This is a genomic window from Halorientalis sp. LT38, from assembly GCF_037031225.1.
GTDB classification, from domain to species: Archaea; Halobacteriota; Halobacteria; order Halobacteriales; family Haloarculaceae; genus Halorientalis; species Halorientalis halophila.
In genome coordinates, this window is record NZ_JAYEZN010000001.1 from 606,155 (window position 1) to 619,724 (window position 13,570).

Consider the following 13,570-nt stretch of genomic DNA (forward strand, 5'->3'; position numbering starts at 1 on the left):
GCGACCGGCCCGAGAATGGAGTATGCGGCTGTTCCGGTCGGGCGAGGTCCTCGGAATCGCCGAGGACGCCCTGGACTTTGCCCTCGAAGCGTCGGAAGACGCCCACCCCAACGAGTACATGGGCCTGCTCCGGGGTGAATCCGCCCGCAAAGTCGGCCTGGACCGCGACGGGACCGTCATCACCGACGTGCTGGTCATCCCGGGTACCGAATCGAACCCCGTCAGCGCCACCGTCAAGACGAATATGGTACCGAACGACATGCGCGCGGCCGGGTCGGTCCACTCACACCCGAACGGCGTCCTCCGGCCCAGCGACGCCGACCTCCAGACCTTCCACAAAGGTGACGTCCACATCATCGTCGGCGCGCCCTACGGGAAAACCGACTGGCAGGCCTTCGACCAGGAGGGCGAGCCACGGAAACTGGACGTGCTGGACATCGACCTCCCCGAGGAGGAGTTCTTCGACTTCACGCAGGCCGACATCGACGAGGAGCTGAGGGACGAGTTATGACGACCGTCGTCGCCCAGGGCACCTTCGACGTCCTCCACCCCGGCCACGTCCACTATCTCGAGGCGGCCGCGGCGATGGGGACCGAACTCCACGTCATCGTCGCCCGCCGGGAGAACGTGACCCACAAGGAGCCACCCATCCTCTCGAACCGCCAGCGCCGGGACATGGTGGCGGCCCTGAAGCCGGTCGACGAGGCCCGGATCGGCCACGCCGAGGACTTCTTCGTGCCGATCCGCGAGATCGACCCCGACGTGATCGCGCTGGGCTACGACCAGCACCACGACGAGGAGCAACTCGCGGCGGCACTCGACGAGGCCGGCATCGACTGCGCCGTCGAGCGGGCCTCCGGCCGCGAGGAAGTTCGCGACGACGAACTGCTCTCGACCGGGCGGATCGTCGAGCGGATCTGCGACGAACGCTGTGACTGAGCCGGTCGTCGGCCCGCGTCAGTCGTACGTCCAGTGATCGACCGACCCCACGTCGATCCGGACGCCCGTGTTCCCCTCCCATGCGTCCTCCTCGACGCCGTATTTCTCGTTGAGCCGGCGGTTGAGGTCCTCGCTCTCGGCCTCGTCCTCGACCACCGTCGCCGTCCCGCGGACCGTGACGCCCCACTGCGGGTGCCCGTTCTCGTCGCGCTGGATCGAGAGCGCGACGCGGGGGTTCTCGCGCACGTTCTCCAACTTCCGCCCCGCGACCGCGACCTCGAGTCCGTCGTCTCCGACCCGGAACCAGATCGGGGCGGCGTGGGGCTTCCCGTCGCGACAGGTCGCGAGGTGGGCGACGAGCGGTTCGCTCGTGAGCAGTTCTTCGGCTTCCGGCGGGATCTGGGAGGTCTCGGCCATGCGTTCCGCTTCGGTCGCCAGCCACCTGTATCTGGTTCAGGTCAGACCGGATACACTGGAGTTCGCTATATCAAATCCGGGGACTGAGTGCTGGTCACACCTGTCGGGGTCAGCGTACTCGTTCCGGAATCGCAGTCGCTCGGAGGGCGGCGAATCGGAAAAAGGGCGCTCAGCTATCGGGGTCGCGCGGGGTTCAGAGGTACCCTTCTTCAGCGAGCCGCTCGACGCCTTCGCGCAGGCGCTCCTTGCTCGCGGCGTAGGACAGGCGGGCGTAGCCGGGCGTCCCGAACGCGCTGCCGGGGACGGTCGCGACGTGGGCGTCCTCGATGGCGCCCTCGCACCAGGCCTGATCGTCGTCGTCCACTGGGAGCATCATGTAGAACGCGCCGTCCCCGACGGGGACGTCGACGCCGTGGTCGGCGAACAGGTCGGCGAGCATGTCGCGGCGCTCCTCGAACGCGTCGCGCATCTCGACGACTGCCTCGTCGGTGTTCGCCAGGGCCTCGACGCCCGCGTGCTGGACGAAGTTGACCGCGCAGGAGACCGAGTGGCTGTGCAGCTTCCCGGCCTCGGCGATCAGGTCCTCGGGGCCGGCGAAGTAGCCCAGCCGCCAGCCGGTCATGGCGTAGGCCTTCGAGAAGCCGTTGACCGTGATCGTCCGGTCGGCCATGCCGTCGAGGGTACCGAGACTCGTCGGCTCGACGCCGTAGGTGATCTCCTTGTAGATCTCGTCGGAGATCACAGTGATATCGTGCTCGACGGCCAGGTCGCGGACCCCTTCGAGGGCGGCGTCGGAGTACACAGCGCCAGTGGGGTTCGAGGGGGAGTTGACGACGAGCAGTTCGGTGTCGTCGGAGACGGCGGCTTCGAGGTCGTCGAGGGCGGGTTCGAGCTGGAACTCGTGCGGCGAGAGGTCGACGCGGGAGAGGGTCCCGCCGGCCATCTTGACCATGGCCTCGTAGGAGACCCACGCTGGGTCGAGCAGGCAGACCTCGTCTCCGTCGTCGATGAGGGACATGAAGATCTCGAACAGGGCCTGCTTGCCGCCGGGGGTGACGATGACGTTCTCCGGACCGTGATCGAGGCCGTCGGCCTGCAGTTTCTCGGCGATAGCCTCTTTGAGTTCGGGGATGCCGTTCGAGGACGTGTAGCCGGTGTGGCCGGCGGCGAGGGCGTCCTCGGCGGCGGCCTTCACGTTCTCGGGGGTGTCGAAGTCGGGTTCGCCGACGGAGAGGTCGACGACGTCGACGCCGTCGGCCTCCAGTTCCGCTGCGAGGTTGCTGATCGCAAGCGTCGCACTCGGTTCTACTCGCTGGACGCGGTCTGCGAAGTCTAGATCCATGTTATAGTTCCTCCACGAGGGCGACGGCTCCTTCCAGTGCCTCGGCACCGTAGTCGGTGCGGGCGTGGGCCTCGTCCATGCTCATACCCGGGCCGGTCACGCCCAGGGTGACGGGCGTGTCGCGGTCGAGACTGACGTCGGTCAGCCCCTGGGCCATGGCCGTCCCGATCACCTCGTCGTGATCGGTGTCGCCGGACTTGATCGCGCCGACGACGGTGACGGCGTCCACGTCCTCGCGCCGGGCCAGCCGATCGGCCGCCAGCGGCGAGTCGTACGCACCGGGGACGTGGACGGTCTCGACGACCGTCGCGCCGAGTTCCTCGGCGCGCGCACGGGCCGCCCGCTCCATCTCTTCGGTGACGTCGCGGTTGAACTCCGCGACCACCAGTCCGAGCCGTACCATACGTCGGGGATGGCAATGGGGACCTAAAGAAATACCGTTCGGCACTCGCCGCCAACCAGAAGGATTCTAAATCCCGGGACTGACTGCATCGACAATGGCAACGGTCGAGGACGACGACTCGACGACGGAGACCCCTGCCCGGGACTCCGAGACCGCCCTCCCGACGCGGTTCGGCGTCGACCGCATCGTACTGGTCGTCGCCGGCCTCACCGCGTTCGCCCTGTTCGCCCGATTCCTGTTCCTCGGGGAGCGGATCGCACACTGGGACGAGGGGCGCGTGGGGTGGTGGATCCTCCAGTACCTCCACACCGGCGACTACGCGTACCGGGCGATCATCCACGGGCCGTTCTACCACCACGTCAACAGCTTCGTGTTCAGCGTGTTCGGGGCCAGCGACTTCGCGATGCGAGCGATCGTCGCCCTGCTGGGCGGGCTGACCCCGCTGCTCGCGCTGGGCCTGCGTCACCGTCTGCGAGACCTGGAAGTCGGCGCGCTCGCGCTCTTCCTGGCGGTCAACCCGCTCTTGCTGTACTACACGCGGTTCATGCGCGGGGACCCCCTGGTGGCGGTCTTCATGCTCGCCGCGCTGGTGGCGTTCGTCCGCCTGCTCGACTTCCGGCGGCCCCGCTATCTCTTCCTCGGCGTCGCGGCGACGGCGCTCGCCTTCACCGCCAAGGAGAACGCGCTGATCTACCCGATCACCTGGGCGGGCGCGGCCGTCCTGCTGCTCGATCACCGCCTGTTCCTCGCGCGCGAGGGCGAGCGTGCGTGGACGAGTATCCTGATGGACTACCTGGTCGCCTTCGTCTACGGCGTCTGGGACTGGCTCCACTGGATCCTGCTCGCGGTCGTCGAGTTCTTCGCGATCATCGTCTTCTTCTACGCGCCCCGGGACGGCGACCCGACGGACGTGGGGCTGTACAACGCCCTCTCACAGGCCGACCTCGGGATGTTCGTCACCGTCGTCGATCGGGCGACCGTCGGGGCCTGGAAGGAGTTCTTCGGCCTCTGGGTCAGCGGGGACATGAGCGATCACGCCTACATCCCCTACCTCGGGGACCTCGTCCAGACGCTCGGGTACGGCGCGCTGGCACTCTGCGTGCTGGCGGTCGTCGGCTTCGTCGTCGACCGGTACTCCGGCGACCGGCCCCGCGACCTCGTTTCCTTCGCCTTCTACTGCGGGTTCGTCTCCGTGCTCGGCTACCCGATCGTGACGGACATCCAGGCACCCTGGGCGGCGATCCACGCGGTCGTCCCGCTCGCCATCCCGGCGGCGGTCGGGTTCGCGCTGCTCCTCCGATGGGGCCGGGAGTCGCTCGCGGACGACGATCCCGTGGGCATGGCCGCGGCCGCGGTGCTCGTGATCGTCGTCGTCAGTTTCGTCGCCGGGGCCGGGGTCTACGGCGTCTACCTCGCACCGCAGGCCCAGGAGAGCGAGAACGCGCTCGTCCAGTACGCCCAGCCCGGCGACGACGTGCGGCCGGCGCTCGACCGGATGGACGCGGCCGCCGCGGCCAACGACGGGACCGACGTGTTGCTGTACGGCGACTTCTTCGTCGACGGCGGCACGAACGCGACGACGGACTTCGTGCGGAACGGGTACCCGGCCGATTCGGACCTGTTGCCGTCGGAACAGCGCGGGCTCACCCTCGCGCCCGCGTGTGCGGACTGGTTCAACGCCCTCCCGCTCCCGTGGTACTTCAACCAATCAGGGGCCAGCGTGGACTGCGCACAGGACGAGGCGGAACTCGGCGATGTCGAAGACTCCGAGCCGCCGGTCGTGATCGTGGCGGCCCACGACGAGGACGACGAGGACGACACGGTCAACGAGGAGGCCCAGGCCCGCCGGGCGTTCCCGGACTACTGGAGCGCGACCTACGAACTCCGGACCTACGGGACCGAGACCGTCTTCCTCATCCACCCGGACTACGTCGGCGACGCGAACGCGACGGCGACGCCGCCCGGCACGTGAGCCGCGCCTCCCCGGTTGGCAATCCTTAAGCGCGTCCCGGGGAAACCGCCGGTCGATGACACTGACGTCGCCAGGACCGACGCTCGGCGTGGTCGGGGGCGGCCAGCTCGGCCGGATGCTCGGTGAAGCGGCGGCTCCGCTGGGGGTGGAGCTCGTCGTCTCGGACCCCACCCCGGACGCGCCGGCGTCGCCGGTCGTCCGCGACCAGGTCGTCGGGGACTTCGACGATCCGGAGACGATCCGCGAGCTCGCGGAGCGGGCCGATTATCTGACCTACGAGATCGAGTTGACGGATCCCGACGTGCTCGAAGCGGTCGCCGAGGAGACCGGCGTGCCGGTCCACCCGGCGCCCGAGACGCTCCGGACGATCCAGGACAAACTCGTCCAGAAGAAACGGCTCGGCGACGCTGGGATTCCAGTTCCCGAGTTCCGGCAGGTCGACTCGGTGGCCGACCTCGAAGCCGCCCTGGACGATCTGGGGACGCCCGCGATGCTCAAGGCCCGCGAGGGCGGCTACGACGGCCGGGGCAACGTGCTCGTCGAGTCCCGCGAGGACGCCGAAAGCGCGATGGACGACATCGCCGGGCCGGCGATGGTCGAGGCGTTCGTCCCCTTCGAGCGCGAACTCGCGGTGATGGGCTGTCGGGGAACGGACGGCGAGACCGACACCTTCCCGGTGACCGAGACGATCCACGAGGAAGAGATCCTGCGTGGGTCGGTCTCGCCGCCTCGCGCCCCGGCGGACCGAATCGAGGCCGCGCAGGAAGTCGCCGAGGACGTGCTGGCCGAGATGGACGGCCGGGGCGTCTTCGGGATCGAGCTGTTCGACACGGGCGAGGAGATCCTGCTGAACGAGATCGCGCCCCGGCCGCACAACTCGGGCCACTGGACGATCGAGGGCTGTCACACCTCGCAGTTCGAGCAGCACGTCCGGGCCGTCACGGCCCGCCCGCTCGGGTCGACCGAACGGCGTGACCCGTCCGTCTCGGTGAACGTCCTCGGCGACGTCGACGAACGCCAGGCGGCGACGCTCTCGGGCGAGGACGCGGTCTTCGCCACCGACCGGGCGCACCTCCACTGGTACGGCAAGCGGGAGGTCTACGCGCTGCGGAAGATGGGCCACGTCACGCTGACCGGTGACGCCGAGGCGGGCGGCGCCGGGTCGGACGCCGACCTCGCCGGCCTGCTCACCATGGCGCGGGACCTGCGCGACGGCCTCACCTTCGTCGAGTAGCTCGCAGGGATGGGGCTCGACGAGACGACGATCGACGGGCGACCGCTGTCGCACTACACGGCCGCCGCGGCCGCGGTCGATCGCCGGTTTCGCTGATCCGGCATTCTTACACCGACGCCAGTCAGAGAGGGACGTATGACCCAGTCCGATCGCGTGCAATCGCTGATCGACGACCTGCGCGAGGAGGCAGCGCGCGACAGACCGACCGACGAGACGCCCGAGATCGGGATCGTCATGGGTTCGGACTCGGACCTCGACGTGATGGCCGGCTCGGAGTCCGGTCGCCCCGGGGCCTACGACGTCCTGACCGAGGACCTGGGCTTCGCCGAACAGACGAGTTACGACGATCCGCCCGAGGCCCGGTTCACGTTCGAGACGTTCGTCGTCTCGGCCCACCGGACGCCCGATCTGATGTACGCCTACGCGGAGACGGCCGAACAGCGCGGGCTGGACGTGATCATCGCGGGGGCAGGCGGGAAGTCGGCCGATCTGCCGAACATGGTGGCCTCGATCGCCTACCCGCTCCCGGTGATCGGCGTGCCGGTCCAGGAGAAGTCGGTGGACTCGGTGATCGGGATGCCACAGGGCGCGCCGCTGACGGCCGTCGACGCGGGCAAGTCGTTCAACGCTGCGCTCTCGGCGGTCCAGCACCTCTCGCGTCAGCACGACGGGTTGCGCGACAGGCTCGTCGAGTACCACGAGGGGCTGCGCGACGGCGTCGGCGAGGTGTCGCGGGACCTCCACGAACTCGGGACGCCCGGATTCAGAGACCGTCCCGAGTGAGACGGCAGGGAAGCGATCGCCGGACGTGACGGTGTTTTCCGATCGGCCGAGCGCCCGGTTGCTGTTGGATCCCATAGATATATGAACCGATCATACAAAGCGCGGATATGCTCGACTCTGACAACCGACGAGTCCTCGTGGCCCTGCTGCTGGCGGCCACGGTGGTACTCGCCGGCTGTTCCGGCGGCGGGAACACCTCGCCGACCGACGCTTCGACCGACGGACCGACGCCGACCGAGGACGGGACGCCCGACGCGAGCGTCGAGGGAGACGCGGACGCCGAGGCCTCGATCCCGTCGACGAACTACCAGTGGACGGAGGGTGAGTCCTACTCCTACGAGACCGAGTCCGCGCGCGGGGACAACAGCGAGTACACCTGGACGGTGACGGACGTGAGCGACGGCGAGGTGACCGTCGAGATCGAGAGTCAGTTCGGCACCACGAGCGACACGACGACGGTCACCGGACCCCAGGGGAACTTCTTCGACGGAACCCTCGAGTCCCAGGGCGCCGTGTTCCTCTTCCTCCACCTGCCCCAGATCCTGATCGACGGCCAGGAACTCACGGCGGGCAACGAGTGGACGCTGACAGCCGAGGACTTCAACGCCACGGACGTCGCGGGGTCGGAGCCGATCGAAGTCCGGGTGACCGGCACGGACACCGTCGCCGGCCAGGAGTGTCACACCTTCGAGGCCAGCGACGGAACCTCGACCTTCCAGGGCTGCGTCAAAGAAGACTGGCCGTTCGCGCTCGGGTTCAACGCGTCCGGTTCCGGTGACGCGCAGTTCTCCCTCGGAAAGACCACGCTGACAGACTTCAACCGACCCTGACGCGGCCGACCCGGCCACGGATCTTTTTCGGCAGTATGCAGTAAAATTAAGCGCCCGCTCGCGATAGTATCGCGCATGGTGACGTTTGCGACGCGCAAGGGGGTGGGGACGATCGCGGTGGCGCTGTTGCTCGTGCTCGCAGGCTGTAGTGGGGGCGTCGACCAGACCGTCGAGGGACCGCCGTCGCCGGAGACGCCGGCGGGGTCGGCGACGCCAGCCGATCAGGCGAACGAAACCGACGACGGCGACTCCGGTGACGACGAGACAGCGACCGAGGCGCTGAATTCGAGCCGCTTCGGCGGCCCGAACGACGACTTCTACCTGTTCCGGGAGGGAGAGGCGTACGGGTACGTCGCGGACGACGGGAACCGGACGCTCGGGATGAGCTGGGCCGTCGTCGCCGTCGAGAACACCTCCCGGTCGGTCTATCAGGGAGTCCAGATCAACGCGAGCGTCGAGGGCGTCGGACGGACGTCGACGACGGCGGTCCAGGGCACCGCCTTCCACCAGGTGATCCGCCGGGACTCGGTCGGGGGCCTGTTCCTCTATCTCAGGACGCCGGCGGTCCTCGCGCAGGGCCGGGACCTCACCGTCGGGGACTCCTGGCGGGTCGATGGGGAGAACGTGACGGTCGGGGACGGATTCGGCGTCGACTGGGACGAGGCGACCGCGGAGATCACTGGCACGGCGACCGTCGCCGGCGAGAGCTGTTACGAGATGGCGCTGGAACTCCCCGGGAACCAGACCGGGCCGACGAGTTGCGTCAAGGGGGACTGGCCGTTCGCGCTGGCGGTCGACACCGCGGACCAGGACTACGCGCTGGCGGAGTTCCAGCGACCCTGAACCGGCGGCCCCGGACGGACCATGACGGGCGAGCGGTCCTGACGACGCTCTGACCGGGCGAGGGCCGACGACGGGCGGGTTCGTCGGGAGATCGGGCGTTCGACCGATCAACCGACCGAAAACCGAAGAATGAACCCTTATATGCCACCGTTCCTAACCCGAATAACGATAGGTGTACACGGATGGGTAATCCATGGATAGCCATCGGGGCGCTGGCGCTGGTCGGTCTTCTCATCCCGGTCGGGATGATGATGGTATCGAAGCTTCTCCGGCCCAGTGTGCCCGAGCAAGGGAAACGCTCAACGTACGAGAGCGGCGAGGTGCCGACCGGAGACACGCGGATCCGGTTCAACATCCAGTACTACATGGTCGCGCTGCTGTTCCTGATCTTCGACATCGAGACCGTCCTGATCTTTCCGTGGACGGTCATCTACCGCAGCGCACTGGAGAACGGGGCCAGCCTGATGCAGGTGCTGGCGCCGATGCTGGTGTTCGTCGGCGTCCTCGTCGTCGGTCTCGGCTGGGCGTGGCGCAACGGCGCTGTCGAATGGGTCCGCTCGCCGCGGACCGACGCGCGGACAGATACCAGATAACACATGAGTAGCCAAAACGACCTGACGGACACGATCGGTGCCGACACCGGACAGTCGACGCAGGAAGCCCGGATGGGCGAGGGGGCCGACAGCCGGTTCAACTCCCCGCTCCGGAAGGCCCTGGGTTCCTCGCCCTTCATCCTCACGAAGTTCGACAAGTTCATGAACTGGGTGCGGGGCTCGTCGATGTTCATGCTGCAGTTCGGGATCGCCTGCTGCAGCATCGAGATGATGCACACCTACTCGGTCAAACACGACCTCGACCGATTCGGTGCCGGCGTCCCCCGCGCGTCCCCGCGGCAGGCGGACGTGATCATCGTTCCCGGGACCATCGTCTCGAAGTTCGCCCCGCGCATGAAGCGGGTCTACGACCAGATGCCCGAGCCGAAGTTCGTCGTCGGGATGGGCTCCTGTACCATCTCCGGCGGCCCCTTCCAGGAGGGCTACAACGTCATCAAGGGCGCCGAGGAGGTCATCCCGGTGGACATCCACGTCCCCGGCTGTCCGCCCCGGCCCGAGGCCCTGATCTACGGTGTCGCGAAGCTCCAGGAACGGATCGCCAACGGCGAGAGCGCACCCGTGACGGTCAAACCCTACGAGCTCGAGCAGTTCGGTGATCTCGAACAGGACGAGATCGTGGACAAACTCGCCGCACAGATAGACGAAGACGACCTCGTAATGCGGTACAACTGGGTCGATTCGCCATGAGCATCGAGAAAGCACACGCACACGAACTCGGCGTCGCCGACGACGGCACCGTCGACTACGACGAACTCGAGACCCTGCTGGGCGACGCGGTCCTCGACCGCGAGTCCCACGTCAACGCCGACGGGTTCGTGATCCGCCCCGACGCGGTCCAGGAGGTCCTCTCGACGCTGAAGGAGGAGGCCGGTTTCGACAACTGCAACTGCGTCACGGCCCAGGAGTATCAGGACCGCTACGAGACGATCTACCACCTGACGAAGTACGACGACCGGACCCAGGAGGTCAGTATCGTCGTCCCCACCGCGAAGGACGACCCGGTCTCGGAGACCGCGGCCCCGGTCTTCCGAACGGCCGACTGGCACGAGCGGGAGGCCTACGACCTCATCGGGATCGACTACGAGGGCCACCCCGATCCGCGCCGGATCCTCCTGCCCGAGACCTGGCAGGGACACCCGCTCTCGCTGGACTACGACCAGACGAAACCGCAGATCGTCACGCTCCGGGAGAACGCGAACCCCCTCGAGGGTGACCGGCGGGCCAACGACGACAGCGACACGATGCTGCTCAACATCGGGCCCCACCACCCGGCGACCCACGGCGTCCTCCACATCGAGGCGACGCTGGACGGGGAACAGGTCGTCGACGTCGAGCCGGACATCGGCTACATCCACCGCTGCGAGGAGCAGATGTGCCAGCAGGGCACCTACCGGCACCAGATCATGCCCTACCCCGACCGCTGGGACTGGGGCGGGGCGGGCCTGCTGAACGAGTGGGCCTACGCCCGAACTGCGGAGGAACTCGCGGACATCGACGTGCCGGAGTACGCACAGGTCGTCCGGACGATGTCGGCCGAGCTGTCGCGGATCCTCTCGCACATGCTCGCGGTGGCCGCGTACGCGCTGGACGTCATCGGCGACTTCACCGCGACCTTCATGTACGGGATGCAGGACCGGGAGACGGTCCAGAACATCCTCGAGGACCTGACCGGCCAGCGGCTCATGTTCAACTACTTCCGCCTGGGCGGGGTCGCCTGGGACCTCCCGGAGCCGCGCGAGCAGTTCTTCGAGAAGATCCGGGACTTCATCGACGACCTGCCCGAGCGCCTGGAGGAGTACCACAACCTGCTGACCAGCAACGAGATCATGCAGATCCGGACGGTCGACACGGGCATCCTGGAGCCCGAGGTCGCCAAGAGCTACGGCGCGACGGGCCCGGTCGCCCGCGGGTCGGGCGTCGACTACGACGTCCGGCGCGACGACCCCTACGGCTACTACCCGGAACTCGACTGGGACGTCGTCACCGAGGACGGCTGTGACAACTACGCGCGCCTGCTCGTTCGGCTCCAGGAAGTCGAGGAGTCCGCCAAGATCATCCAGCAGTGTGCGGATCTGCTGGAGGACTGGCCCGAGGACGACCGGACGATCCAGGCCAACGTCCCGCGGACGCTCAAGCCCGACCCCGACACGGAGATCTACAAGTCCGTCGAGGCGGCCAAGGGCGAACTCGGGATCTACATCCGCTCGGACGGCACCGACAAGCCGGCGCGGTTCAAGATCCGCGGCCCGTCGTTCTCGAACCTGCAGACGCTGCCGGAGATGAGCGAGGGCGAGTACATCCCGGACATGATCGCGACGCTGGGTAGCCTGGACACCATCATGGGCGAGGTGGATCGCTGATGACGCTGCCGGACACCATCGCGGGGCTGCTCGGCCTGAACGCCAACGACCCGGCGCAGTTCTTCCTGGCGGCGTTCATCGCCTCGGCGCTCGTGGGCACCTTCATGCTCACGAACGTCGCTATCGCCGGACCGTGGGCGAAGCGGAAGATCACCGCCGCGTTCACGGACCGGATCGCGGTCGACCGGATCGGGCCCTTCGGGCTGTTCATCATCATCGCGGACGCGGTCCGCCTGCTCTCGAAGGAACTGATCGTCCCGGAAAACGTCGATCGACCGGCCTGGGACGTCGCACCGCTGCTCATCGCCGGCTCGGCCCTGCTGGGCTTCGCCGTCATCCCGATGGGGAACGGGATCCAGATCGCCGACCCCGAAGTCGGCCTGGCGTACGTCTTCGCCGTCGCGTCGCTGGCCTCGCTGGGCCTCGTGATGGCGGGCTACGCGTCGAACAACAAGTACTCGATGCTGGGCGGCCTGCGCGCGGTCGCGCAGAACCTGGCCTACGAGATCCCGCTCGTGCTGACGGGCGCGTCGGTCGTGATCTTCGCCGGGACGCTCCGGCTGTCGGAGATCGTCGCGGCCCAGAGCGCGACGCTGGTGAGCGTCGGCGGGATCGCGATTCCCTCGTGGTACGCCTTCGTCAACCCGTTCGCGTTCGTGCTCTTCATGATCGCGAACCTGGCGGAGGTCGGCCGGAACCCATTCGACACGCCCGAAGCACCCACCGAGATCGTCGCCGGCTACCAGACCGAGTACTCCTCGGTCTACTTCGTCCTGATGTACCTGGGAGAGTTCGTCCACATCTTCCTCGGCGGGGCCATCGTGGCGACGATCTTCCTCGGCGGGCCGGCCGGGCCGGTGCTGCCCGGGATCGTCTGGTTCCTGATCAAGATCTGGGCGGTCTTCCTGTTCACCCAGTGGGCGCGGTCGGCGCTGCCCCGGGTGCGTATCGACCAGTTGATCGAGATCGGCTGGAAGGGGATGCTCGTGCTCTCCTTCGCGAACCTGATCCTGACGGCGGTCATCGTCGGGGTGGTGGTGTAACATGATCGGACTGCTCAAATCCATGGCGACGACGATGAAACACGCGCTCGACGGTGAGACGTTCACGGTCGAGTACCCCGAAGAAGCGCCCGAAGTGAGCCCCCGCTTCCGCGGGGTCCACAAGTTCAGCCAGGAGCGGTGCATCTGGTGCCGGCAGTGCGAGAACGTCTGCCCGAACGACACCATCCAGATCGTCACCGACGAACAGCGCAACGGCGAGGAGTACAACCTCCACATCGGCCAGTGCATCTACTGCCGGCTCTGTGAGGAGGTCTGCCCCGTCGACGCCATCCTGCTGACCCAGAACTTCGAGTTCACCGCCGACACGAAAGACGAGTTCGTCTACAACAAGGAACAGCTGAAGAACGTCCCCTGGTACAAGGACATCGACCCGCTCGAATCCCGGGAGCCGGATCGCGGCGCCTGGATCGGCGAGGGCGAAGGCGAACTGGACTACCAGTAGAAAACGAGCATCCAGCGCGCGAAGCGCGCTGGTTCCCGGGACCGAACGAAGTGAGGTCCCGCTTTTTCGCCCACGTTTTTGTGCGAGCGGTGGCGAACGGAGTGAGCCACCCGAGCGGAAAAAGGTGGTGGGCGTGGACCCGCTCGAATCCCGGGAGCCGGATCGCGGCGCCTGGATCGGCGAGGGCGAAGGCGAACTGGACTACCAGTAATCGATGGCTGTTACTCGACGCTTTTTCCTCACGGTAACTACCGAGAGCCATTGGCTTCAGGCCCGCAACCGCCCCGCAAATAGCGCTTATTCGCGGGCGCGTGCTAGCGGACGTAC

At 67.4% G+C, this 13,570-nt stretch carries 15 protein-coding genes and 1 pseudogene; 13 read left to right on the top strand and 3 right to left on the bottom strand.

Going from position 1 to position 13,570, the window contains the following annotated elements; genetic code table 11:
* Positions 1 to 22: 22 nt before the first annotated feature.
* Together U5918_RS03220 and U5918_RS03225 are read left to right on the top strand one after the other, a co-directional pair.
* Positions 23 to 511, top strand: a complete 489-nt coding sequence (locus tag U5918_RS03220) for a Mov34/MPN/PAD-1 family protein (RefSeq protein WP_335999403.1) — start codon at positions 23 to 25, stop codon at positions 509 to 511.
* Positions 508 to 939, top strand: a complete 432-nt coding sequence (locus tag U5918_RS03225) for an FAD synthase family protein (protein WP_335999405.1) — start codon at positions 508 to 510, stop codon at positions 937 to 939. Before U5918_RS03220 ends, U5918_RS03225 begins: the two co-directional genes overlap by 4 nt.
* Before the next feature lie 18 nt (positions 940 to 957).
* On the opposite strand, the gene U5918_RS03230 is transcribed toward U5918_RS03225, so the two are convergent.
* The 3 genes from U5918_RS03230 to ribH form a co-directional block, all read right to left on the bottom strand.
* Positions 958 to 1,356, bottom strand: a complete 399-nt coding sequence (locus U5918_RS03230; RefSeq protein WP_335999407.1) for a pyridoxamine 5'-phosphate oxidase family protein — start codon at positions 1,354 to 1,356, stop codon at positions 958 to 960.
* Between the two features lie 193 nt (positions 1,357 to 1,549).
* A complete protein-coding gene (locus tag U5918_RS03235; protein ID WP_335999408.1) occupies positions 1,550 to 2,698 on the bottom strand; it encodes a pyridoxal phosphate-dependent aminotransferase in 1,149 nt (382 codons plus the stop codon).
* 1 nt (position 2,699) lies between these two features.
* Entirely contained in the window at positions 2,700 to 3,101 is a 402-nt protein-coding gene (gene ribH / locus U5918_RS03240) for a 6,7-dimethyl-8-ribityllumazine synthase (protein ID WP_335999409.1), read from the bottom strand.
* Positions 3,102 to 3,195: 94 nt separating this feature from the next.
* Here ribH and U5918_RS03245 point away from each other — a divergent pair, with 94 nt between their 5' ends.
* The 11 genes and pseudogenes from U5918_RS03245 to U5918_RS03295 form a co-directional block, all read left to right on the top strand.
* Positions 3,196 to 5,073 carry a flippase activity-associated protein Agl23 gene (locus U5918_RS03245; RefSeq protein ID WP_335999410.1) on the top strand — a complete coding sequence of 626 codons (1,878 nt, stop codon included), beginning with the start codon at positions 3,196 to 3,198 and terminating at the stop codon, positions 5,071 to 5,073.
* A 55-nt stretch (positions 5,074 to 5,128) separates the two neighbouring features.
* On the top strand, positions 5,129 to 6,307 hold the full coding sequence (locus tag U5918_RS03250; protein ID WP_335999412.1) for a 5-(carboxyamino)imidazole ribonucleotide synthase: 1,179 nt from the start codon (positions 5,129 to 5,131) through the stop codon (positions 6,305 to 6,307).
* Between the two features lie 135 nt (positions 6,308 to 6,442).
* On the top strand, positions 6,443 to 7,090 hold the full coding sequence (locus U5918_RS03255) for an AIR carboxylase family protein (RefSeq protein WP_335999413.1): 648 nt from the start codon (positions 6,443 to 6,445) through the stop codon (positions 7,088 to 7,090).
* A 107-nt stretch (positions 7,091 to 7,197) separates the two neighbouring features.
* Positions 7,198 to 7,920, top strand: coding sequence for a hypothetical protein (locus U5918_RS03260; RefSeq protein WP_335999414.1), 723 nt, complete (start codon positions 7,198 to 7,200; stop codon positions 7,918 to 7,920).
* 75 nt (positions 7,921 to 7,995) lie between these two features.
* Complete coding sequence (locus U5918_RS03265; protein ID WP_335999415.1) at positions 7,996 to 8,763, top strand: hypothetical protein; 768 nt, start codon at positions 7,996 to 7,998, stop codon at positions 8,761 to 8,763.
* A 182-nt stretch (positions 8,764 to 8,945) separates the two neighbouring features.
* Positions 8,946 to 9,356 carry an NADH-quinone oxidoreductase subunit A gene (locus tag U5918_RS03270; protein ID WP_335999416.1) on the top strand — a complete coding sequence of 137 codons (411 nt, stop codon included), beginning with the start codon at positions 8,946 to 8,948 and terminating at the stop codon, positions 9,354 to 9,356.
* Positions 9,357 to 9,359: 3 nt separating this feature from the next.
* Entirely contained in the window at positions 9,360 to 10,064 is a 705-nt protein-coding gene (locus U5918_RS03275; RefSeq protein ID WP_335999417.1) for an NADH-quinone oxidoreductase subunit B, read from the top strand.
* On the top strand, positions 10,061 to 11,737 hold the full coding sequence (locus tag U5918_RS03280; protein WP_335999418.1) for an NADH-quinone oxidoreductase subunit D: 1,677 nt from the start codon (positions 10,061 to 10,063) through the stop codon (positions 11,735 to 11,737). The genes U5918_RS03275 and U5918_RS03280 overlap by 4 nt, the downstream gene beginning before the upstream one ends.
* Complete coding sequence (locus U5918_RS03285) at positions 11,737 to 12,780, top strand: complex I subunit 1/NuoH family protein (RefSeq protein ID WP_335999419.1); 1,044 nt, start codon at positions 11,737 to 11,739, stop codon at positions 12,778 to 12,780. The genes U5918_RS03280 and U5918_RS03285 overlap by 1 nt, the downstream gene beginning before the upstream one ends.
* Position 12,781: 1 nt before the next feature.
* Entirely contained in the window at positions 12,782 to 13,243 is a 462-nt protein-coding gene (locus tag U5918_RS03290; RefSeq protein ID WP_335999420.1) for a NuoI/complex I 23 kDa subunit family protein, read from the top strand.
* A 133-nt stretch (positions 13,244 to 13,376) separates the two neighbouring features.
* Positions 13,377 to 13,454 (top strand): annotated as a pseudogene (locus U5918_RS03295) (NuoI/complex I 23 kDa subunit family protein); the annotation flags it as partial.
* Positions 13,455 to 13,570 lie beyond the last annotated feature (116 nt).

What these genes read in the sequence shown, in the direction of transcription:
- U5918_RS03250 (WP_335999412.1), top strand. Translation starts at nt 5,129, where the DNA reads ATGACACTGACGTCGCCAGGACCGACGCTCGGCGTGGTCGGGGGCGGC.
- U5918_RS03220 (WP_335999403.1), top strand. Translation starts at nt 23, where the DNA reads ATGCGGCTGTTCCGGTCGGGCGAGGTCCTCGGAATCGCCGAGGACGCC.
- U5918_RS03265 (WP_335999415.1), top strand. Translation starts at nt 7,996, where the DNA reads ATGGTGACGTTTGCGACGCGCAAGGGGGTGGGGACGATCGCGGTGGCG.
- U5918_RS03275 (WP_335999417.1), top strand. Translation starts at nt 9,360, where the DNA reads ATGAGTAGCCAAAACGACCTGACGGACACGATCGGTGCCGACACCGGA.
- U5918_RS03235 (WP_335999408.1), bottom strand. Translation starts at nt 2,698, where the DNA reads ATGGATCTAGACTTCGCAGACCGCGTCCAGCGAGTAGAACCGAGTGCG.
- U5918_RS03285 (WP_335999419.1), top strand. Translation starts at nt 11,737, where the DNA reads ATGACGCTGCCGGACACCATCGCGGGGCTGCTCGGCCTGAACGCCAAC.
- U5918_RS03280 (WP_335999418.1), top strand. Translation starts at nt 10,061, where the DNA reads ATGAGCATCGAGAAAGCACACGCACACGAACTCGGCGTCGCCGACGAC.
- U5918_RS03255 (WP_335999413.1), top strand. Translation starts at nt 6,443, where the DNA reads ATGACCCAGTCCGATCGCGTGCAATCGCTGATCGACGACCTGCGCGAG.
- U5918_RS03260 (WP_335999414.1), top strand. Translation starts at nt 7,198, where the DNA reads ATGCTCGACTCTGACAACCGACGAGTCCTCGTGGCCCTGCTGCTGGCG.
- U5918_RS03225 (WP_335999405.1), top strand. Translation starts at nt 508, where the DNA reads ATGACGACCGTCGTCGCCCAGGGCACCTTCGACGTCCTCCACCCCGGC.
- U5918_RS03290 (WP_335999420.1), top strand. Translation starts at nt 12,782, where the DNA reads ATGATCGGACTGCTCAAATCCATGGCGACGACGATGAAACACGCGCTC.
- U5918_RS03230 (WP_335999407.1), bottom strand. Translation starts at nt 1,356, where the DNA reads ATGGCCGAGACCTCCCAGATCCCGCCGGAAGCCGAAGAACTGCTCACG.
- ribH (WP_335999409.1), bottom strand. Translation starts at nt 3,101, where the DNA reads ATGGTACGGCTCGGACTGGTGGTCGCGGAGTTCAACCGCGACGTCACC.
- U5918_RS03270 (WP_335999416.1), top strand. Translation starts at nt 8,946, where the DNA reads ATGGGTAATCCATGGATAGCCATCGGGGCGCTGGCGCTGGTCGGTCTT.
- U5918_RS03245 (WP_335999410.1), top strand. Translation starts at nt 3,196, where the DNA reads ATGGCAACGGTCGAGGACGACGACTCGACGACGGAGACCCCTGCCCGG.